Source organism: Streptomyces sp. NBC_00104, from assembly GCF_045160825.1.
GTDB lineage: Bacteria > Actinomycetota > Actinomycetes > Streptomycetales > Streptomycetaceae > Streptomyces.
Window position 1 is genome coordinate 2793970 of the sequence record NZ_CP108215.1, and the last position, 20503, is coordinate 2814472.

Below are 20503 nucleotides of genomic sequence, written 5' to 3' on the forward strand. Positions count from 1 at the left end.
GACTCCGAAGTTCCGGTTTTGGTTGCCCTGTTCCGGCATTCCCTTCCCAGAAATCCGGTGACCACCACACCAACCGGCGCGACGACCCAGGCGACCCTACGACAACTTCCTTTGCCCGGACACCCGTTCGTGCCCGATATTCACCGATTGGACATATCGGTTTGCTGTCGCGCGGCCACCCTTCGGAAGGGCGGACACGAGTCGCGCATACTGGCGACCGGTCACCGCCGGGCGGCCTGTCCGGCCACCGTCCGTCACAAAGTCCGTCACAGGGGGACGACTTGCCCTTCACGCTCAGCCACGCCGCCGCCGTACTTCCCGCCCTGCGCGGCGACGGGACCGCGCGCGGGCCGCTGGTGTCCTCCGTGCTCGTCGCGGGTTCGTTCGCGCCCGACCTGACGTACTACGTGGCGAGTGTGCTGCCCGAGGCCATGGAGTTCGGCGATGTCACACACTCCTTCGCCGGGGTCTTCACCGTCGATGTCCTCGTCACCTGGGCGCTGGTCGGGCTGTGGTTGCTGCTCCGGGAGCCGCTGGTCGCGCTGCTGCCGAGGGGGCGGCAGGGGAGGGTGGCCGCACTGGTGCGCTCCGGGACGGGGGCGCGGCGGTTCAGCCCCTCGCTGGCCCTGTGGTGGTACGTCTCCGCCGCGCTCGGCTCGCTGACCCATGTCGTGTGGGACGCGTTCACTCATCTCGACCGGTGGGGGATGCGGCTGTTTCCCGTCCTCGGCGAGGAGATCGCGGGCTCGCCGCTCTACTGGTACCTCCAGTACGGCGGTTCGGCGATCGCGGCGGTCGTGATCGCCGTCTTCGTCGTGCTGGCCCTGCGCCGGCAGCCGGCGGTCGAGCCCGTGGGCGTGCCCGTGCTCTCCTCGGCCGACCGGTGGGTGGCGGGTGCGGTCATCGGGGGCTGCGCGCTGGTCGCGGCGGCACAGCGGGTGGCCCGCTGGTGGGCGTACTGGGGGTCGGTCGCCAAACCGTACGAGGTGATCCCGACCATCTGTTTCGGGGCGGGCGCCGGGCTGGTGGTCGGCGTGGTCCTCTACGGCGTCGGCGTCAGGGTGCGGCGCCCGGCTCCTGCCGCTCCGGCGCCCGCAGCCGACGCGGAGGCGGACAACTCGGTCCGCCGCTGAGTACCGGGCGCCGGGTGGGGGGTCCGCTGGGGATGCGGGGTCTGGCGGCGCGGGGGGCGTACGGCGGTACGTGTCCGAGGAGGGCCGCCACGGGGTGGGTCATTGGCCAGGGGTAGAGGCTGTGCGGCCGCCGGACGCGTGGGCCGGCCCAGGAGGCCCGGGTGAGGCGGGTTCGCACCCCTGACAGGCGGGTGGCAGCTGTCGCTGTACGGCGGCGGAGCGTGCGTATGCCCATGCGGGCATCCTTACGGCTGCGCTCCGCCCGGGGCGCCTTGGTGGGGGCCAGCCGGGTGACACGGCGGGGCGGGGTCGAGGGGCACCGAAGGGCGCCGAAGGACGCCGAAAGGCACCGAAACGCGCCGAAACGCGCCGGCCGTGGGCTCGGTACCGCCGGCCGGCGATCGGCCCATGCCGTACGGCAGCGGATGAGGCGGGGCGCATCCGTCGGCTCGGCGCCGCCGGGCAGCGCCGTACCGGATGCTCGCCGTCGCGGCGGATTGACGTCGAGCGGTGGAGAAAAGCGGGCCATGGTGCACGGCGGCAGGCCTGGCAGTGTCCGCGATCTGCCGTATGAGGTGCCCGCCCGCGTCATCTGCGGGCGGTCGTGTGCGCGCGGCGTTTGCCCGGAGGCCTGGCGCAGTGGAGGCCCGGCGCCCGGGTGATGGGGTCCGGAGGACTGTGGCGGCCCGGCGCCCGGGGATGGGGCCCGAGCACTTCGGCCGGGCCCCGTCTCCAGTGGTCAGTGTGCCGCCGACTCCCAGTCCGGGCCGTGGCCCACCGAGACGTCCAGCGGGGCCCTCAGGTGGACGGCGCCCGCCATCTCGTGGCGGAGGATCTGCTCGGTGCGGTCGCGTTCGCCGGGGGCGATCTCCAGGACGATTTCGTCGTGGACCTGGAGGAGCATGCGGGAGGCGAGGCCCGCCTCGTCCAGGGCGCGGCCGACGTTCAGCATGGCGATCTTGACGATGTCCGCGGCGGTGCCCTGGATGGGCGCGTTGAGGGCCATCCGCTCGGCGGCCTCGCGACGCTGACGGTTGTCGCTGTTGAGGTCGGGCAGGTAGCGCCGGCGACCGAAGATCGTCGCCGTGTACCCCGTCGCCCTCGCCTCGTCCACGGCCCGGCGCAGGTAGTCCCGTACCCCGCCGAACCGCTCGAAGTACGCGTCCATCAGGGCACGCGCCTCACCCGCGTCGATGTTCAGCTGCTGGGAGAGGCCGAACGCGGACAGCCCGTACGCCAGGCCGTACGACATCGCCTTGATCTTGCGGCGCATCTCGGCGTCCACCGCCGACTGCTCGACCCCGAACACCTGCGCGGCCGCCGTGGTGTGCAGGTCCTCGCCGGAGGTGAACGCCTCGATCAGGCCCGCGTCCTCGGAGAGGTGGGCCATCACACGCAGTTCGATCTGGCTGTAGTCCGCGGTCATCAGGGACTCGAAGCCCTCGCCGACGACGAAGCCGCGGCGGATGGCACGGCCCTCGTCGGTACGGACCGGGATGTTCTGCAGGTTCGGGTCCACCGAGGACAGACGGCCCGTGGCGGCGACCGTCTGGTTGAAGGTGGTGTGGATCCGGCCGTCCGCGGCGACGGTCTTGATCAGGCCCTCGACGGTGACGCGGAGCTTCGCCTGCTCACGGTGGCGGAGCATGATGACCGGCAGTTCGTTGTCCGTCTGGCCGGCGAGCCAGGCGAGGGCGTCCGCGTCCGTGGTGTAGCCCGTCTTCGTGCGCTTGGTCTTGGGCAGGCCCAGCTCGCCGAAGAGGACTTCCTGGAGCTGCTTCGGCGAGCCCAGGTTGAACTCGTGTCCCGCCGCCGCGTGCGCCTCCTTCACCGCCTGCTGCACGGCGCCCGCGAACATCTGCTCCATGGCCTCCAGATGCGCCCGGTCCGCCGCGATGCCGTGGCGCTCCATACGGGCCAGGAGCGCGGAGGTCGGCAGCTCCACGTCACGGAGAAGCTCCGCCGCGCCGACCTCCCGCAGGCGCTCCCCGAAGGCCTCGCCGAGGTCGAGGATCGCGCGGGCCTGCACCATCAGCGCGTCGGCCTCGGCGCCCTCGTCCGCGCCGAAAGCCAGCTGCCCGTCGGCCGTGGCGGCGGGGGCCAGCTCGCGGCCCAGGTACTCCAGGGAGAGTGCGTCCAGATCGAAGGAGCGGCGGCCCGGCTTGACCAGGTACGCGGCGAGCGCGGTGTCCATGCCGACGCCCTCGACGGTCCAGCCGTGCTCGGCGAAGACCCGCATGGCGGCCTTGGCGTTGTGGAACACCTTCGGCCTGGCCGTGTCGGCGAGCCAGGCCGCCCACGCGGTCTCGTCCGCCTCGTCCAGCTGGGTCGGGTCGAACCAGGCGGCAGCACCCCCGGCGGCGGCGAGCGCGACCTCCGTGACCGAGCCGGTGCCGAGCGCCCAGGTGTCGACCGTGGCGACGCCGAGGACCTCCGTGCCGTGCTCGGCGAGCCAGGGGGCCAGCTCGCCGGAGCCGAGCACCGTGCCGTCCACCTCGACGCCCGGGGCGGCGGGCTGACCGGCGTCGGCCTCCTCGGCGCCCGGGTCGACGGCCAGCAGGCGCTCGCGCAGCGACGGGTTGCGGATCTCCAGGGTGTCCAGGACCATCGCGACGGCCGTGCGGTCGTACGCGGAGCGCTCCAAGTCGGTGACGCCCTTGGGCAGTTCGACCGTGCGCACCATCTCGGTGAGGCGGCGGTTGAGCTTGACGGCCTCCAGGTGGTCGCGGAGGTTCTGCCCGACCTTGCCCTTGACCTCCTCGACGCGCTCGACGAGATCCGCGAACGAGCCGAACTGGTTGATCCACTTCGCGGCGGTCTTCTCGCCGACGCCGGGGATGCCGGGGAGGTTGTCGGACGGGTCGCCGCGCAGGGCCGCGAAGTCCGGGTACTGGGCCGGGGTGAGGCCGTACTTCTCGAACACCTTCTCCGGGGTGAACCGGGTCAGCTCCGAGACACCCTTCGTCGGGTAGAGCACGGTGGTGTGCTCGCTGACGAGTTGGAAGGAGTCACGGTCGCCGGTGACGATGAGGACCTCGAAGCCCTCGGCCTCGGCCTGGGTGGCGAGGGTGGCGATGATGTCGTCGGCCTCGAAGCCGTCGACCGCGAAGCGGACGGCGTGCATCGCGTCGAGCAGTTCGCCGATCAGCTCGACCTGGCCCTTGAACTCGTCCGGGGTCTTCGAGCGGTTCGCCTTGTACTCGGTGAACTCCTCCGAGCGCCAGGTCTTGCGGGAGACGTCGAACGCGACCGCGAAGTGGGTGGGGGCCTCGTCGCGCAGCGTGTTCGCCAGCATCGACGCGAAGCCGTAGATCGCGTTGGTCGGCTGGCCCGTCGCCGTCGTGAAGTTCTCCGCGGGCAGCGCGAAGAACGCGCGGTAGGCCAGCGAGTGCCCGTCCATGAGCATGAGCCGGGGACGGCTGCCGCCGGGGGTGCTGTCGGTCTTCTTCGATCCTGTCTCTGCCACGAACCCGATCCTGCCACGTGCCACTGACATTGATACTCGTAAGCGGGTTCCGGTGGTCGTGGCTCTGCCACTGACTGACACCCTGCTGGGTTGTCTTCCGGCTGTACCGTCCGGCTGCCGGGGCCCGTTCTCCATGGCTCCGGCCAGGTGGAACATGACCTGATAGGAGCTTGGTCAGAAGCCCCCTCAATGTCCTGTCTGCCCCACCCGGCCGGTGCCGCCTCCGGCTAGGAAGGCATCTCCAGCATGACATCAGCGGGCACAGCAGACATGGCCGGCCAGTGGGTGTTCGGCGGCGTGGACTCCCATGCCGACACCGTTCATGTCGCGGTCGTCACCGGCAACGGCGGCCATCTCGCCGACGCCGAGTTCCCCACCACCTCCGCCGGATACGCGGCAGCCCTCGCGTTCCTGTCCGCACACGGAGACGTGGCCGCGATCGGCGTCGAAGGCACCGCGTCCTACGGAACGGGTTTCACCCGCGCCGCCCGCGCCGACGGTCTGACCGTCATCGAGGTCAACCGCCCCGACCGGGCCGAACGCCGCCGCAGCGGCAAGTCGGACCCCATCGACGCCTACGCCGCCGCCCGCGCCGCACTCTCCGGACGCGCATCGAGCGCACCCAAGGACGAGACCGTCACCGGCATACGAGCCCTCCACAACGCCGCCCGGTCCACGGTCAAAGCCCGCACCGCCGCCATGAACCAGATCGGCCACATCCTCATCGGCGCCCCCGACACCATCCGCGCCCGTTACCGGGCCCTCGGCGGCAAACCGCTGATCGACACCCTGGCACGCCTGCGTCCCACTGGAGACGCCGTCCACACCGCCGTCCTGACCGCCCTGAAGAGCCTCGCCCGACGCGTGAAGGCCCTGGCCGCCGAGCACGACGACCTCACCGCCGCCCTCGACGACATCGTCGCCGGACACAATCCGGGCCTGCGGGCCGCCTACGGCGTCGGCCCCGACACCGCGGCCCAGCTGCTGATCACCGCCGGCGGCAACCGGGACCGCCTGCGCACCGAGGCGTCCTTCGCAGCTCTGTGCGGCGTCGCCCCCGTGCCCGCCTCCAGCGGCAAAACCAACCGTCATCGCCTCTCACGAGGCGGCGACCGGGCCGCGAACGCGGCCCTCTACCGGATAGCCCTCGTCCGCATGTCCAGCGACCGCCGCACCCGCGACTACGTGGCCCGCCAAACCACAGCAGGCCGCACCAAGAAGGAGATCATCCGGCTCCTCAAACGGGCCATCGCCCGTGAAGTGTTCCGCTACCTCACCACCACAGTCACGGTCCCCGACATCGCGGACCTGCGGCCCGCACGCCAGGCCAAGAACATCACCCTCACCGCCGCCGCCCACCACTTCGGTGTCTGGCCCACCGTCATCTCCGGCATCGAACGCGGCACACGCCGCGACGACGACCTCGCCAACGTCTACCGCGACTGGCTCACCACTGCTTGACAGCCAATAGGAGCTTCAGCCGGACCCCAGGGACGTGCCCGGGCCCCCCGAGGCCCGGGGCAGCGGCCGCTTCGGCACCGCCCCCCGGCCTCACCACCACCCCACCTCCCCCACCGGCCGGTCTCGTTTCTCCGCGGTGACACGTGCGAGGATCGAAAGGCGTAGCCTCGCGCTCGAATCTGCACAGGTATCTGCACAGGTATGCGAATGGGGAGCAGCCATGGCCGGCAAGGCGCCGAAGAGTGATCCGGTTCAGGACGCGCCGCAGGTCGCGGAGCCCAAGCATGCCGCGGCGGGGCTGCCGGCGATCGGGCACACGCTGCGGATCGCGCAGCAGCAGATGGGTGTGAAGCGGACCGCGCTGACGCTGCTGCGGGTCAACCAGAAGGACGGCTTCGACTGCCCGGGCTGCGCCTGGCCGGAGCCGGACCACCGGCACGCGGCGGAGTTCTGCGAGAACGGCGCGAAGGCGGTCGCCGAGGAGGCCACGCTGCGCCGGGTCACCCCGGAGTTCTTCGCCGCCCACACGGTGGCCGATCTCGCCGGCCGGAGCGGGTACTGGCTCGGGCAGCAGGGGCGGCTCACGCACCCCGTGTATCTCCCCGAAGGGGGCGACCGCTACGAGCCGGTGTCCTGGGAGCGCGCCTTCGACATCGTCGCCGAGGAGCTGAAGGCCCTCGCCTCCCCCGACGAGGCCCTCTTCTACACCTCCGGCCGGACCAGCAACGAGGCCGCGTTCCTGTACCAGCTGTTCGCCCGCGAGTTCGGCACGAACAACCTGCCGGACTGCTCCAACATGTGCCACGAGTCGTCGGGCTCCGCGCTCAACGAGACGATCGGCATCGGCAAGGGCAGCGTTCTGCTGGAGGACCTCTACAAGGCCGATCTGATCGTCGTCGCCGGACAGAACCCGGGGACGAATCATCCTCGTATGCTCTCCGCGCTGGAGAAGGCGAAGGCGAACGGCGCGAAGATCATCACCGTGAACCCGCTGCCCGAGGCCGGCCTGGAGCGGTTCAAGAACCCGCAGACCCCGCAGGGCATGTTCAAGGGTGCCGCCCTCACCGACCTGTTCCTCCAGATCCGCATCGGCGGCGACCAGGCCCTGTTCCGTCTTCTGAACAAGCTGATCCTGGAGACCGAGGGCGCGGTCGACGAGGCGTTCGTCGGCGAGCACACCCACGGGTACGAGGAGTTCGCCGAGGCGGCCCGCGCGGCCGACTGGGACGAGACGCTCACCGCGACCGGCCTCACGCGCGAGCGGATCGACGAGGCGCTGCGCATGGTCCTCGCCTCGAAGCGGACCATCGTCTGCTGGGCCATGGGCCTCACCCAGCACAAGCACTCGGTGCCGACCATCCGCGAAGTGGTCAACTTCCTTCTGCTGCGCGGCAACATCGGCCGCCCCGGCGCGGGCGTCTGCCCGGTGCGCGGCCACTCGAACGTGCAGGGCGACCGCACGATGGGCATCTTCGAGCGGCCCGCCCCGGCGTTCCTGGACGCCCTGGAGAAGGAGTTCGGCTTCGCCCCGCCCCGGGAGCACGGCTACGACGTCGTGCGGGCCATCAGGGCCATGCGCGACGACAAGGCGAAGGTGTTCTTCGCGATGGGCGGCAACTTCGTGTCGGCGTCCCCCGACACGGAGGTGACGGAGGCGGCGATGCGCCGGGCCCGGCTGACCGTGCACGTGTCGACGAAGCTCAACCGCTCGCACGCCGTCACGGGCGCGCGGGCGCTGATCCTGCCCACCCTGGGCCGCACCGAGCGCGATCTCCAGGGCGGCGGCGAGCAGTTCGTGACCGTCGAGGACTCGATGGGCATGGTGCACGCCTCGCGCGGCCGTCTGGAGCCCGCGAGCGGGCAGCTGCTGTCCGAGCCGGCCATCGTGTGCCGGCTCGCCCGCCGGGTCCTCGGCGAGGACAGCCGGACGCCATGGGAGGAGTTCGAGAAGGACTACGCGACGATCCGCGACCGCATCGCGCGCGTGGTGCCCGGCTTCGAGGACTTCAACGCGCGCGTGGCCGACCCGGGCGGCTTCGCCCTCCCGCACGCCCCGCGCGACGAGCGGCGCTTCCCCACGGCCACCGGCAAGGCCAACTTCACGGCCGCGCCCATCGAGTACCCGCGACTGCCGGAGGGCCGCCTGCTGCTGCAGACGCTGCGCTCGCACGACCAGTACAACACCACGATCTACGGCCTCGACGACCGCTACCGGGGCATCAGGAACGGCCGCCGGGTCGTGCTGGTCAACCCCGAGGACGCGCGGGAGCTGAAGCTCGCCGACGGGGCGTACGTGGACCTGGTGAGCGAGTGGAGGGACGGCGTGGAGCGCCGGGCGGCCGGATTCCGGGTGGTGCACTACCCGACGGCCCGCGGCTGCGCGGCCGCGTACTACCCGGAGACCAACGTCCTGGTGCCGCTGGACGCCACCGCCGACACCAGCAACACCCCGGCCAGCAAGTCCGTGGTGATCCGTCTGGAACAATCGTCGACCGACTGAGCGTTTGCTCAGGAGGGCCGGCGTTCGACCGCCGGCGGCGCAGGCGATCGACGACGGACGGAGCCCCATGGGCGAGCAGCACCACGTGAAGTTCCCGCAAGAGGTCATCGACGAGTACGCGAACCTCGGCATCGACCTGGTCGCGATGTTCTCGGCCGGACACCTCGGCACCCGTCTGGGCGTGCGCATCGTGGAGGCGTCGGCGGACCGGGTCGTCGGGACCATGCCGGTGGAGGGCAACACCCAGCCGTACGGGCTGCTGCACGGCGGCGCGTCCGCCGTGCTGGCGGAGACCCTGGGGTCGGTCGGCTCCATGCTGCACGCGGGCAGCTCCAAGATCGCCGTGGGTGTGGACCTGAACTGCACACACCACCGGGGCGTACGGTCCGGGCTGGTGACCGGTGTCGCCACACCGGTGCACCGGGGGCGCTCGACGGCGACGTACGAGATCGTCGTCAGCGACGAGGCCGGCAAGCGGGTGTGCACCGCCCGGCTGACCTGTCTGCTGCGCGACGCCCCGGCCGCCCCGAGCGAGCGGGCCCGGACGTCGGACTGATGGGTGCGGACGAGGGGCGGGCGGGGACGAAGGTCTCTCCGCCTCTGGTCTCCCCGGGCGGAGAGGCCCTAGCGTCGGGGCATGGCAACGGGAGGAGCCCCCTGGCCGGGGGCGGTGCTCGGGCTGGCGCTGCTGACCGGCGTCCTGGCCACCGGGTGCACGGAGTCGGCCGCGACGCGTGGGCCGACCGCGAACGGCGGATCGTCGGCCGCGACGCGTGGGCCGACCGCGAACGGCGGATCGTCGGCCGCGCCGAGCGGCGGCTCACCGTCGCCGTCGGCCACCCCGCCCGAAGAACTGTGCGCGAAGGTCGTCGCGTACTGGTCGCAGGAGATGCTGGACGGCGACACCTACGGCGATTATCAGTCCATGGGGCTGTCGAACGGGCAGTACGAGATTCTGCGGGAGGTCGTGGACGCGGCCCGGGCCGAGCGCAAACGCGACGGCAGGGACGCGGCGGAGCGGCTGATCGACCGGCGGGCGCGCGCGGGCTGCGCGGAGTGGTACCGCGAGGGCGGTCCGGGCGAGGGGCCCTGGCAGTGAGCGGGGTCGGTCCCGTGGAGCCGGGCGAGGGCACGCGCGCGTGGGACGTACCGGAAGCGGACCTCACGCCCGTGCCGGAGCCTCCCCGCGGGCGGTTCACGCGGGCGCACGCCCGGCACCGCCGTGCCGTGCTCGCGGTGGCGGCGGCCGTCGTCGTGCTCGCGGGCGGCGGCTATCTGTACGCCACCCGGCCGAAGCCGGAGCCCGGGCCCGAAGCGCCGTACCCCTCCCAGGCGGTCGGTGTGCGCTATCTGGGCCCGGCGCCGCGGTCCGCCGGGGGGCCGCGCGGGAGCTTCGGCTTCGTGGTGGAGCTGAGCGTGCTGGACGGCCCCACGATCACGGTCCCCCGCATGACCCAGCCCTACGCGGGGCTCTCCGTGCGGACGGACCCGCGCACTCCGTTCCGGATCGGGACGGACGAGCCCCGGAAGATCGTCATCACCATGCGCGTCACGGAGTGCGGGAAAGTGCCGGAGAGCGCCGGACTGCCTTTCCTGGATGTAACTCTACGTAATACGCGTGCAATAGAAACGCACAGTTTCATCTTGGGTGAGCGCTACGCACAGGACCTCTCCGACGCCCTTCAAGTCGCCTGCAGCAACGACTCCGCGTCATCACCAAACGCCTGAACACTCCTGAACCTACCCGCGTCAACCCTGCACGTTCTCAACATGTGGACAGGGCGAATCGGCCTGAATTCCGCGCATCCACCCACTGAGTACCGCTCTGCATTACCTCGTGTCATAACAAGAGCGTCACAGCCTTGGCCAGAGTCTCCTACACGTTCCCCACACCCGCTTAGAGTCACGGCCAGTCACCGCGCCAACGGAATCGAAGTCACGTCTTCGGCCCAGCGCTCGACTCGGCCGCTTCCAAACAGGAAGGGCCGTGCCAGGGAAAGGACTGATCGTGCGTCAACGTTCGCTCATAGCCATCACCGCCGCGCTGGCGGCGGGAGCACTCACACTCACCGCCTGTGGCTCGCGCGACGAGGGCAAAAGCGGCTCGGACACCGGCAGTGGAACCACTGTCGTCATCGGCGTCGACGCCCCGCTGACCGGTGACCTGTCCGCGCTGGGTCTCGGCATCAAGAACTCCGCGGACCTCGCCGCCAAGACGGCCAACAAGGACAAGTACGTCGAAGGCATCACCTTCAAGGTCGAAGCCCTCGACGACCAGGCGCAGCCCTCCTCGGGCCAGCAGAACGCCACCACGTTCGTCGCCAACAAGGACGTCCTCGGCGTCGTCGGCCCGCTGAACTCCTCCGTCGCCGAGTCCATGCAGAAGGTCTTCGACGACGCCAAGCTCGTCGAGGTCTCCCCGGCCAACACCGGCCCGACCCTGACCCAGGGCGCCGACTGGCAGACCAAGAAGGTCCGCCCGTACAAGTCGTACTTCCGCACCGCGACCACGGACGCCATCCAGGGCCCGTTCGCCGCGCAGTACCTGTACAACGACGCCAAGAAGAAGAAGGTCTTCGTCATCGACGACAAGAAGACCTACGGCGCCGGCCTGGCCGCCACCTTCACCGACGAGTTCAAGAAGCTCGGCGGCAAGGTCGTCGGCACCGAGCACATCGACCCCGAGACCAAGGACTTCTCCGCGGTCGCCACCAAGGTCAAGAACTCCGGCGCCGACGTCGTCTACTACGGCGGCGAGTACCCGCAGTCCGGCCCGCTGACCAAGCAGATCAAGGCCGCCGGCGCCAAGATCCCCGTAGCCGGCGGCGACGGCATGTACGACCCGACCTACATCGAGCTCGGCGGCTCCGCCAGCACCGGCGACTTCGCCACCTCCGTCGGCGCCCCGGTCGAGGAACTCCCCTCCGCCAAGTCGTTCATCGCCGACTACAAGTCCGAGGGCTACAAGGAGCCCTACGCGGCCTACGGCGGCTACTCCTACGACTCCACCTGGGCGATCATCGAAGCCGTGAAGAAGGTCGTCGAGGACAACGACGGCAAGCTTCCCAGCGACGCCCGCGCGAAGATCACCGAAGCCGTGCAGAACGTCTCCTTCGACGGCGTCACCGGCAAGGTCTCCTTCGACGAATACGGCGACACGACCAACAAGCAGCTCACCGTCTACAAGGTCGAGGGCGGCGAGTGGAAGGCGGTCAAGTCCGGTACCTACACCGGTTGATCCCACCCGCACACACATGAGCCGCGCGGGGCGCTGCACCACAGCGCCCCGCGCGGACTCGCATCCGGTCACATTCGTCGAATATCCGAAAGTCTCGGAGGACATGCGGTGAACGAACTGCCGCAGCAGCTGGTCAACGGCCTGCTACTAGGATCCATGTACGGGCTGGTCGCCATCGGCTACACGATGGTCTATGGCATCGTCCAGCTCATCAACTTCGCCCACGGTGAAATCTTCATGCTGGGCGGCTTCGGCGCCATCACGGTCTACCTCTACGTGCTGCCCGACGGCACGAGCATGTGGGCCGCACTCCCGCTGATGCTCGTCGGAGGCATCATCGTCGCCGTACTCGCCGCCGTGGGAGCGGAACGCCTGGCCTACCGGCCCCTGCGCACCGCACCCCGCCTCGCCCCCCTCATCACCGCCATCGGCCTCTCCCTGGCCCTCCAGCAGGCCGTATGGGCCTGGTACCCGGACGCCAAGGAATCCATCAACTTCCCGCAGATCGAGGGCGGCCCCTTCGAGATCGGCAACGTCACCATCCAGACCGGTGACATCTTCCTGCTCGTCGCCGCCCCCATCAGCATGGCGGTCCTCGCCTACTTCGTCATGAAGACCCGCACCGGCCGCGGCATGCAGGCCACCGCGCAGGACCCCGACACCGCCAAACTCATGGGCATCAACACCGACCGCATCATCGTGGTCGCCTTCGCCCTCGGCGCCGCATTCGCCGCCGTCGGAGCCGTCGCCTACGGCCTCAAGTACGGCCAGGTCCAGTTCCGCATGGGCTTCATCCTCGGCCTCAAGGCCTTCACCGCAGCCGTCCTCGGCGGCATCGGCAACATCTACGGCGCCATGCTCGGCGGCGTCGTCCTCGGCCTCGCCGAAGCCCTCTCCACCGCCTACATCGCCGACATCCCCGGCATGGAGCAGTTCGGCAGCCAGTCCTGGGCCAACGTCTGGGCGTTCGTACTCCTCATCCTCGTACTCCTGGTCAGGCCACAGGGTCTGCTCGGTGAGCGCGTGGCGGACAGGGCGTGACACCGATGACCACACACACGACCGCATCCCCCGCACCCACCGCCAAGAACGACAGCACCCCCAGGGGCCTCGTCGGCATCCCGGAGAACATCGGCCGCGCACTCGCCACCGGCGGCGGCGCCCTCACCGTGATCTCCGCCTTCCTCGCCTGGACCTGGACAGCCGCCTTCCCCGGCAACCTCACCGTCTACGGCTACCCCGGCGGCCTCCAGGTCCTCGTCCTCATCGGCGGCGCCCTCACCACCCTCTTCGGCCTCGCCTCCTACGGCGTCAAGGGCCTGCGCTGGCTCGTCCCCGCCGGCGCCGACAGCGCCATCAGCCTCGCCGCGCTCGGCACCTTCGCCACCGCCTGGTACACGATCATCGCGATCACCGTCCAGCTCGGCGGAGTCGTCAACCTCGAACCCGGCGGCTACCTCGTGGCCGTCACCACCCTCGTCGCCCTGCTCGGCGCGCTCTCCCTGCCCTTCGAGCACCCCGAGGCCGAGACCCCCGACCCCGAAGACACCCCGCAGGAACGGATCGCCCGCGTCGGACGCCAGATCCGCGCCCTCATCAAGTCGGCCTTCGCCACCGGCACACCCACCCCGGCCCCGAAGCTGCCCGCCTACGTCGAGATCCTGATCATCGTCGCGGCCATGGCCGTCGGCCTGCTCGTCTTCACCTACGGCATCGGCACCGAATACGACGAACTCTTCGTCGGCTTCCTCATCACCGCCGGCTTCGGCTTCGGCGCCCTCGCCAAATCAGGCCTGGTCGGCCGAGTCTCCGCGGTCACCTCCAAGCACCGCACCGTCACCATGGCCGGCGCCTTCACCGCGGCCGCAGCATTCCCCTTCACCCAGTCCGACGACCAGTACGCGACCATCGGCGTCTACATCCTGATCTTCGCCACCGTCGCCCTCGGCCTCAACATCGTCGTCGGCCTCGCCGGCCTCCTCGACCTCGGATACGTCGCCTTCCTCGGCGTCGGCGCCTACACCGCGGCCATGGTCTCCGGCTCCCCCTCCTCACCCTTCGACATCCACCTGCCGTTCTGGGCCTCCGCCATCCTCGGCGCCGTCGTCGCCATGATCTTCGGCGTCATCATCGGCGCACCCACCCTCCGACTGCGCGGCGACTACCTCGCCATCGTCACCCTCGGCTTCGGTGAGATCTTCCGACTCGCCGTCCTCAACATGGACGGCACCTCCGGACCCGACATCACCAACGGCTCCAACGGCATCTCCTCGATCCCGAACCTCAACATCTTCGGCTTCGACTTCGGCCAAGAGCACACCATCGCCGGGTTCACCATCGCCCGATTCGCCAACTACTTCTTCCTGATGCTCCTCATCACGCTCATCGTCGTGGTGGTCTTCCGACGCAGCAGCGACTCCCGCATCGGCCGCGCCTGGATCGCCATCCGCGAGGACGAGACGGCCGCACTCGCCATGGGCATCAACGGCTTCCGGGTCAAGCTCATCGCCTTCGCCCTCGGCGCCGCCCTCGCCGGCCTCGCCGGCACGGTCCAGGCACACGTCACCTACACCGTGACACCCGAGCAGTACCAGTTCGCCCACGTGGTCCCACCGAACTCGGCATTCCTCCTGGCGGCAGTCGTACTCGGCGGCATGGGCACCATCAGCGGACCCCTCGTCGGCGCCGCACTGCTCTACCTCATCCCCGCCAAGCTCCAGTTCCTCGGCGACTACCAGCTCTTCGCCTTCGGCCTCGCACTCGTGCTGCTCATGCGCTTCCGCCCGGAAGGCCTCATCCCCAACCGGCGCCGCCAGCTCGAATTCCACGAAGACGCCGAAGCACCCACAGTCCTCAGCAAGGCAGGGGCCTGACCCATGACCACCGACACCACCACCAAGGACACCGCACCCGGCGCCAACGCACCCGGCGAGACCGTCCTCGACGCCCGCGGCGTCACCATGCGATTCGGCGGCCTCACCGCCGTACGCAACGTCAACCTCACCGTCAACAGCGGCGAGATCGTCGGACTCATCGGCCCCAACGGCGCCGGCAAGACGACCTTCTTCAACTGCCTCACCGGCCTCTACATCCCCACCGAGGGCGAAGTCCGCTACAAGGGCCAGGTCCTGCCGCCCAAGTCCTTCAAGGTCACCGCGGCCGGCATCGCCCGCACCTTCCAGAACATCCGCCTGTTCGCCAACATGACGGTCCTGGAAAACGTCCTCGTCGGACGCCACACCCGCACCAAGGAAGGCCTCTGGTCCGCCCTCCTGCGCGGCCCCGGCTTCCACAAGGCCGAAGCCGCCTCACGCGAACGCGCCATGGAACTCCTGGAGTTCGTCGGCCTCGACGCCAAGGCCGAACACCTCGCCCGGAACCTGCCCTACGGCGAACAGCGCAAGCTGGAGATCGCGCGAGCCTTGGCGAGCGAACCCGGCCTGCTCCTCCTCGACGAGCCCACCGCCGGCATGAACCCCCAGGAGACGCGAACGACCGAAGAACTGGTCTTCGCCATCCGCGACAAGGGCATCGCCGTCCTCGTCATCGAGCACGACATGCGGTTCATCTTCAACCTCTGCGACCGCGTCGCCGTCCTCGTCCAAGGCGAAAAACTCGTCGAAGGCGACAGCGCCACCGTGCAGGGCGACGAACGCGTCGTCGCCGCCTACCTCGGCGAACCCTTCGAAGACGCACCCGGCCAGGACGAGGTCGCCGAAGTCGAGGCCGCCGAAGCCAACGCCGAGCCCACGAAGGACGCCGCGCCCGGCAAGGAGAACGACCGATGACCGCACTGCTCGAAGTAGAGGACCTCCGGGTCGCCTACGGCAAGATCGAAGCCGTCAAGGGCATCTCCTTCAAGGTCGACGCCGGCGAGGTCGTCACCCTCATCGGCACCAACGGCGCCGGCAAGACCACCACCCTGCGCACCCTCTCGGGACTGCTCAAGCCGGTCGGCGGCCAGGTCAAGTTCAACGGCAAGTCGCTCAAGAAGACCCCCGCGCACGACATCGTCGCGCTCGGACTCGCCCACTCCCCCGAGGGGCGGCACATCTTCCCGCGCATGACCATCGAGGACAACCTCCGCCTCGGCGCCTTCCTGCGCAACGACAAGCCCGGCATCGAGACCGACATCCAGCGCGCCTACGACCTCTTCCCCATCCTGGGAGAACGCCGCAAGCAGGCCGCGGGCACCCTGTCCGGCGGTGAACAGCAGATGCTCGCCATGGGCCGGGCACTCATGTCCCAGCCGAAACTGCTCATGCTGGACGAGCCCTCCATGGGCCTCTCCCCCATCATGATGCAGAAGATCATGGCCACCATCGCCGAACTGAAGTCCCAGGGCACCACGATCCTCCTCGTCGAGCAGAACGCGCAGGCCGCGCTCTCACTCGCCGACCAGGGCCACGTCATGGAAATCGGCAAGATCGTCCTCTCGGGCACGGGCTCCGACCTGCTGCACGACGAGTCGGTCCGCAAGGCGTACCTCGGCGAGGACTGACACCGAGGACCCACGTCACGCCGAACACGACGAGGCCCGCGCCCCCTTTCAGGTGGGGGGCGCGGGCCTCGTCGTACGTCTACGTCCGGGGGTGGAGTGGTCAGCCCTTGGCGGACTTCTTCTCGTCGGCGTCCTGAATGACGGCCTCGGCCACCTGCTGCATCGACATCCGACGGTCCATCGACGTCTTCTGGATCCACCGGAACGCGGCCGGCTCCGTCAACCCGTACTCCGTCTGCAGAATCGACTTCGCACGGTCCACGAGCTTGCGCGTCTCCAGCCGGAGCGTGAGGTCGGCGACCTCCTTCTCCAACTCCTTCAACTCCGTGAACCGCGACACGGCCATCTCGATCGCCGGCACGACATCACTCTTACTGAACGGCTTCACCAGATACGCCATCGCACCGGCGTCCCGGGCCCGCTCGACCAGGTCACGCTGCGAGAAAGCGGTCAGCATCAACACGGGCGCGATGCGCTCCTCGGCGATCTTCTCCGCCGCCGAGATGCCGTCCATCTTGGGCATCTTCACGTCAAGGATCACGAGGTCCGGCCGGTGCTCCCGGGCCAGCTCGACGGCCTGCTCACCGTCGCCGGCCTCGCCCACGACGGAGTAGCCCTCCTCCTCGAGCATCTCCTTCAGATCGAGGCGGATCAGCGCCTCGTCCTCGGCGATGACGACACGGGTCGTCAGCGGAGGCACGTGGGACTTGTCGTCGTCGTCGACGGGCTGGGGCGACTCGGGGGCGGTCACGTGGGCTCCTCGTTCGGGGCAGGGGTACTGCTGACAAGAGGGTACCTAGCTGCGGGCGACTCCAGTGAACCGGTACACTCCTCTCGGGTCGCCCAGCCGGGTTGGCGGAATAGGCTTACGCGGATGTCTCAAACACATCTGTCCGAAAGGACATACGGGTTCGAGTCCCGTACCCGGCACCTAGGAAAGCGGATGTCCACGTTCTCGTGAACATCCGCTTTTTGCTGCACACGGTCGCGATCAGTCACACAGAGTGGCCGCATGAACTTCCATGGCACTGAGGTGCGACAGAAGGCCCTCACCCTGCTGCGCGGTGGCACGAAGAACGCGGACGTGGCCCGCAGGCTCAACGTGCCGCTGGGGACAGTCGGGTATTGGAAGCATCTCGACCGGGCAAAGCGCGGCGAGTGCCCCGGGCGCCACAGCCCGCCCTGCCCCCGTTGCGACGAACGGGAACTCGATGAGTCGGCGTACAGCTACCTGCTCGGGCTCTACCTCGGCGACGGTCACATCATCCAAAACCGCGCCATGCGAGTACCCAGCCTGTCCATCACCTGTGCCGAGACGCACCCCGGGCTCATGGACGAGTGCGAGAAGGCCATGCGAGCGGTGTTCCCCGGAAACTCGGTCTGCAGAGTCCGCCGAAAGGGATGCCGAGAGGTGAAGCTGTACTCCAAGCACCTCTGGTGCCTCTTCCCTCAGCACGGCCCCGGCATGAAACACAACCGCACCATCGCCCTCACCCCCTGGCAGCAGGAAATCGTCGACGCCCACCCCTGGGACTTCATCCGCGGCCTCATCCACTCCGACGGCTGCCGCATCACCAACTGGACGACCCGCCTCGTTGCCGGTGTGACCAAGCGCTACGAGTACCCGCGGTACTTCTTCACCAACAAGTCCGACGACATCCGGCAGCTCTACACCGACACTCTCGACAAGCTCGGCGTCGAGTGGACGCGCTGCACCCGCGACGGCAACCCGTACAACATCTCCGTCGCCAGGAAGGCCTCCGTCGCCCTCCTCGACACCCACGTAGGCGCGAAGTACTGACCCCCTACTTCGGGCTCTCGTCCTCCCCGATGTGATGCACGCGGACCATGTTCGTGAAGCCCGCGACGCCCGGCGGTGAGCCCGCCGTGATCACCACCACGTCGCCCTTGTTGCAGCGGCCGTACTTGAGCAGCAGTTCGTCCACCTGGTCGACCATCGCGTCCGTCGAGTCGACGCTCGGGCCGAGGAAGGTCTCCACGCCCCACGTGAGGCTCAGCTGTGAGCGCGTCGCCGGGTCCGGGGTGAAGGCCAGGAGCGGGATGGGTGAGCGGTAGCGGGAGAGGCGGCGGGCCGTGTCGCCGGACTGGGTGAAGGCGACCAGGAACCTGGCGTCGAGGAAGTCGCCGATCTCGGCTGCCGCGCGGGCCATGGCGCCGCCCTGGGTGCGGGGTTTGTTGTGCTCGGTGAGGGGTGGGAGGCCCTTCTCCAGCATGTCCTCCTCCGCCGCCGCGACGATGCGGCTCATCGTGCGGACCGTCTCCACCGCGTACTTGCCCACGCTCGTCTCGCCGGACAGCATCACCGCGTCCGTGCCGTCGAGGACCGCGTTGGCGACGTCGCTGGCCTCCGCCCTCGTGGGCCGGGAGTTGTGGATCATGGAGTCGAGCATCTGCGTGGCGACGATGACCGGCTTGGCGTTGCGCTTGGCGAGTTTGACCGCGCGTTTCTGGACCAGGGGGACCTGTTCCAACGGCATTTCCACGCCCAGGTCGCCGCGCGCGACCATGATGCCGTCGAAGGCCGCGACGATCTCGTCGATGTTGTCGACCGCCTGCGGTTTCTCGATCTTGGCGATGACCGGGAGTCGGCGGCCTTCCTCGTCCATGATCTGGTGGACGCGTTCGATGTCCCGGCCGGACCGGACGAAGGACAGGGCAACGATGTCGAAGCCCGTGCGGAGCGCCCAGCGGAGGTCTTCCTCGTCCTTCTTCGACAGTGCCGGTACCGAGACCGCGACCCCCGGCAGGTTCAGCCCTTTGTTGTCGGAGATCATCCCGCCTTCGACGACCCTGGTGTGGATCAGGGGGCCGTCCACCGCCGTGACTTCCAGGGTGACCTTGCCGTCGTCGACGAGGATGTGTGCGCCGGGGGTGACGTCGGCCGCCAGGCCGCTGTAGGTCGTGCCGCAGCCCTCGCTGTCGCCCTCCACGCCGTCCTCGACGCTGATGGTGAAGGTGTCGTCGCGTTCGAGGAGTACGGGGCCTTCGGTGAAGCGGCCGAGGCGGATCTTCGGGCCTTGAAGGTCGGCGAGGGTGCCGACGCTGTGGCCGGTTTCGTCGGCGGCCTTGCGGACGTGCTGGTAGCGCTCGTCGTGTTCGGCGTGGCCGCCGTGGCTGAGGTTGAAGCGGGCGATGTCCATGCCGGCCTCGACCAGGGCGTTGATCTGGTCGTACGAGGCGGTGGCGGGCCCGAGGGTGCAGACGATCTTTGCTCGGCGCATGGTTGGAGCCTATGGCTTACCCGCCGGTAGCGATTTGGTGGGGCGTGACTACTCAACGGCCTTTGTGTGAAGGGCAATTGACAAGTGGTCACAAGGGTTGAAGGGTGCTCCGGCCGGGCGCGGCGCGGAGCACCCGGGCGTCAGGTCACAGTCGTGGTGGCAGCATGGTGAAGCGGGCGTTGACCTGTGCGTAGACGCGTTGGCGTTGGGGTTCGAGGTCGAGGGGCGGGGCGTCGGTGTCGTCGGCGCCCTTGGCTCTGGCGGAGCGCATGAGGCCGCCGGGGGCTCCGGGGCGGGCGGGCTGGGGGGCTTCCGCGCCGATGTCGGCGAGTTCGACGAGGGCGGCGAGGGTGGTGCCGAGGGCTTCGGCGTATTCCCGGGCGCGTTGCACCGCTTCCTTCACCGCCTTCTGTCGGGCTCGTTTGTGGGCGGGTGAGTCGGGGCGGAGGGACCACCAGGGGCCGTCGACGCGTGTGAGGTCCAGGTCGGCGAGGCGGGTGGTGAGTTCGCCGAGGGCGGTGAAGTCGGTCAGTTCGGCGGTGATGTGGACGCGGCCGTGGTAGGCCTGGATCCTTTCGCCTCTGCTCTTCTCCTTGAGTTCGGGGGTGATGGAGAAGGCGCCGGTCTCCAGTCGTTCGACTGCTTCGCCGTAGGTTTTGACGAGGTCGAGGACGGTGGTGTTGCGGCGGGTGAGGTCGTCGAGGGCGGCGCGCCGGTCCTTGCCTCGGGCGAGGACGGTGACTCCGATGCGGGCTATTTCGGGGTCGACTTCGAGGCGGGCTTCGCCGCGGACGGCGATGCGGGGCGCGTCGGGGGTGCCGTAGGGGACGGCGGCGGGCTGGGCTTCCTCTGGACTGGTGGTCATACGTCCCACTCTGTCACCGGTGGCCTGGTCGGGGGGTCCGCAGGTCACCAGATCGAAACCTGTGGGGTCTGTTGCGGTGGGGGCGGTACGGGTCAGA

The 20503-nt window shown here is 69.3% G+C and carries 16 protein-coding genes and 1 tRNA gene; 13 read left to right on the plus strand and 4 right to left on the minus strand.

The features are described from left to right. The first annotated feature begins 281 nt into the window (after window positions 1–281). Window positions 282–1133: a DUF4184 family protein gene (locus tag OG272_RS12110; protein ID WP_327730220.1), complete on the plus strand. Its 852-nt coding sequence runs from the start codon at window positions 282–284 to the stop codon at window positions 1131–1133. 739 nt (window positions 1134–1872) lie between these two features. Here OG272_RS12110 and polA read toward each other — a convergent pair. After that, window positions 1873–4599 carry a DNA polymerase I gene (gene polA / locus OG272_RS12115; protein WP_327730219.1) on the minus strand — a complete coding sequence of 909 codons (2727 nt, stop codon included), beginning with the start codon at window positions 4597–4599 and terminating at the stop codon, window positions 1873–1875. Between the two features lie 246 nt (window positions 4600–4845). Here polA and OG272_RS12120 point away from each other — a divergent pair, with 246 nt between their 5' ends. The 10 genes from OG272_RS12120 to OG272_RS12165 all read left to right on the plus strand — a co-directional run bounded on the left by OG272_RS12120 (window position 4846) and on the right by OG272_RS12165 (window position 16299). Next, entirely contained in the window at window positions 4846–6060 is a 1215-nt protein-coding gene (locus OG272_RS12120) for an IS110 family transposase (RefSeq protein ID WP_405893262.1), read from the plus strand. Window positions 6061–6280: 220 nt separating this feature from the next. Continuing rightward, entirely contained in the window at window positions 6281–8560 is a 2280-nt protein-coding gene (locus OG272_RS12125; RefSeq protein WP_327730218.1) for an FdhF/YdeP family oxidoreductase, read from the plus strand. A 67-nt stretch (window positions 8561–8627) separates the two neighbouring features. After that, complete coding sequence (locus tag OG272_RS12130; protein WP_326583534.1) at window positions 8628–9116, plus strand: hotdog fold thioesterase; 489 nt, start codon at window positions 8628–8630, stop codon at window positions 9114–9116. Window positions 9117–9197: 81 nt separating this feature from the next. Beyond that, window positions 9198–9659, plus strand: a complete 462-nt coding sequence (locus tag OG272_RS12135; RefSeq protein ID WP_327730217.1) for a hypothetical protein — start codon at window positions 9198–9200, stop codon at window positions 9657–9659. Then, a complete protein-coding gene (locus OG272_RS12140; protein WP_326583532.1) occupies window positions 9656–10288 on the plus strand; it encodes a Tat pathway signal sequence domain protein in 633 nt (210 codons plus the stop codon). The genes OG272_RS12135 and OG272_RS12140 overlap by 4 nt, the downstream gene beginning before the upstream one ends. 280 nt (window positions 10289–10568) lie before the next feature. Beyond that, window positions 10569–11798, plus strand: coding sequence for a branched-chain amino acid ABC transporter substrate-binding protein (locus tag OG272_RS12145; RefSeq protein ID WP_326583531.1), 1230 nt, complete (start codon window positions 10569–10571; stop codon window positions 11796–11798). A gap of 108 nt (window positions 11799–11906) precedes the next feature. After that, window positions 11907–12839, plus strand: a complete 933-nt coding sequence (locus OG272_RS12150; RefSeq protein ID WP_326583530.1) for a branched-chain amino acid ABC transporter permease — start codon at window positions 11907–11909, stop codon at window positions 12837–12839. 5 nt (window positions 12840–12844) lie between these two features. Beyond that, window positions 12845–14671, plus strand: coding sequence for a branched-chain amino acid ABC transporter permease (locus OG272_RS12155; protein WP_327730216.1), 1827 nt, complete (start codon window positions 12845–12847; stop codon window positions 14669–14671). Between the two features lie 3 nt (window positions 14672–14674). Next, on the plus strand, window positions 14675–15586 hold the full coding sequence (locus tag OG272_RS12160) for an ABC transporter ATP-binding protein (protein WP_326583528.1): 912 nt from the start codon (window positions 14675–14677) through the stop codon (window positions 15584–15586). Further along, window positions 15583–16299, plus strand: coding sequence for an ABC transporter ATP-binding protein (locus tag OG272_RS12165; RefSeq protein WP_326583527.1), 717 nt, complete (start codon window positions 15583–15585; stop codon window positions 16297–16299). The genes OG272_RS12160 and OG272_RS12165 overlap by 4 nt, the downstream gene beginning before the upstream one ends. A gap of 100 nt (window positions 16300–16399) precedes the next feature. On the opposite strand, the gene OG272_RS12170 is transcribed toward OG272_RS12165, so the two are convergent. Further along, complete coding sequence (locus OG272_RS12170) at window positions 16400–17050, minus strand: response regulator (RefSeq protein WP_326583526.1); 651 nt, start codon at window positions 17048–17050, stop codon at window positions 16400–16402. A 95-nt stretch (window positions 17051–17145) separates the two neighbouring features. On the opposite strand from OG272_RS12170, the gene OG272_RS12175 reads away from it, so the two are divergent. Both OG272_RS12175 and OG272_RS12180 read left to right on the plus strand, forming a co-directional pair. Beyond that, a tRNA-Leu gene (locus OG272_RS12175) sits at window positions 17146–17229 on the plus strand. 82 nt (window positions 17230–17311) lie between these two features. Beyond that, entirely contained in the window at window positions 17312–18100 is a 789-nt protein-coding gene (locus OG272_RS12180; RefSeq protein WP_327730215.1) for a helix-turn-helix domain-containing protein, read from the plus strand. 4 nt (window positions 18101–18104) lie between these two features. Here the strand turns inward: OG272_RS12180 and pyk are convergent, their stop codons facing one another. Both pyk and OG272_RS12190 read right to left on the minus strand, forming a co-directional pair. After that, window positions 18105–19541 (minus strand): pyruvate kinase, encoded by a 1437-nt coding sequence (gene pyk, locus OG272_RS12185; RefSeq protein ID WP_328222780.1) that lies wholly within the window; start codon window positions 19539–19541, stop codon window positions 18105–18107. A gap of 145 nt (window positions 19542–19686) precedes the next feature. After that, on the minus strand, window positions 19687–20406 hold the full coding sequence (locus OG272_RS12190; RefSeq protein WP_327730213.1) for an SIMPL domain-containing protein: 720 nt from the start codon (window positions 20404–20406) through the stop codon (window positions 19687–19689). Window positions 20407–20503: the final 97 nt, after the last annotated feature.

What these genes read in the sequence shown, in the direction of transcription:
- OG272_RS12160 (WP_326583528.1), top strand. Translation starts at nt 14,675, where the DNA reads ATGACCACCGACACCACCACCAAGGACACCGCACCCGGCGCCAACGCA.
- OG272_RS12190 (WP_327730213.1), bottom strand. Translation starts at nt 20,406, where the DNA reads ATGACCACCAGTCCAGAGGAAGCCCAGCCCGCCGCCGTCCCCTACGGC.
- OG272_RS12180 (WP_327730215.1), top strand. Translation starts at nt 17,312, where the DNA reads ATGAACTTCCATGGCACTGAGGTGCGACAGAAGGCCCTCACCCTGCTG.
- OG272_RS12135 (WP_327730217.1), top strand. Translation starts at nt 9,198, where the DNA reads ATGGCAACGGGAGGAGCCCCCTGGCCGGGGGCGGTGCTCGGGCTGGCG.
- OG272_RS12120 (WP_405893262.1), top strand. Translation starts at nt 4,846, where the DNA reads ATGACATCAGCGGGCACAGCAGACATGGCCGGCCAGTGGGTGTTCGGC.
- OG272_RS12155 (WP_327730216.1), top strand. Translation starts at nt 12,845, where the DNA reads ATGACCACACACACGACCGCATCCCCCGCACCCACCGCCAAGAACGAC.
- OG272_RS12125 (WP_327730218.1), top strand. Translation starts at nt 6,281, where the DNA reads ATGGCCGGCAAGGCGCCGAAGAGTGATCCGGTTCAGGACGCGCCGCAG.
- pyk (WP_328222780.1), bottom strand. Translation starts at nt 19,541, where the DNA reads ATGCGCCGAGCAAAGATCGTCTGCACCCTCGGGCCCGCCACCGCCTCG.
- OG272_RS12130 (WP_326583534.1), top strand. Translation starts at nt 8,628, where the DNA reads ATGGGCGAGCAGCACCACGTGAAGTTCCCGCAAGAGGTCATCGACGAG.
- OG272_RS12165 (WP_326583527.1), top strand. Translation starts at nt 15,583, where the DNA reads ATGACCGCACTGCTCGAAGTAGAGGACCTCCGGGTCGCCTACGGCAAG.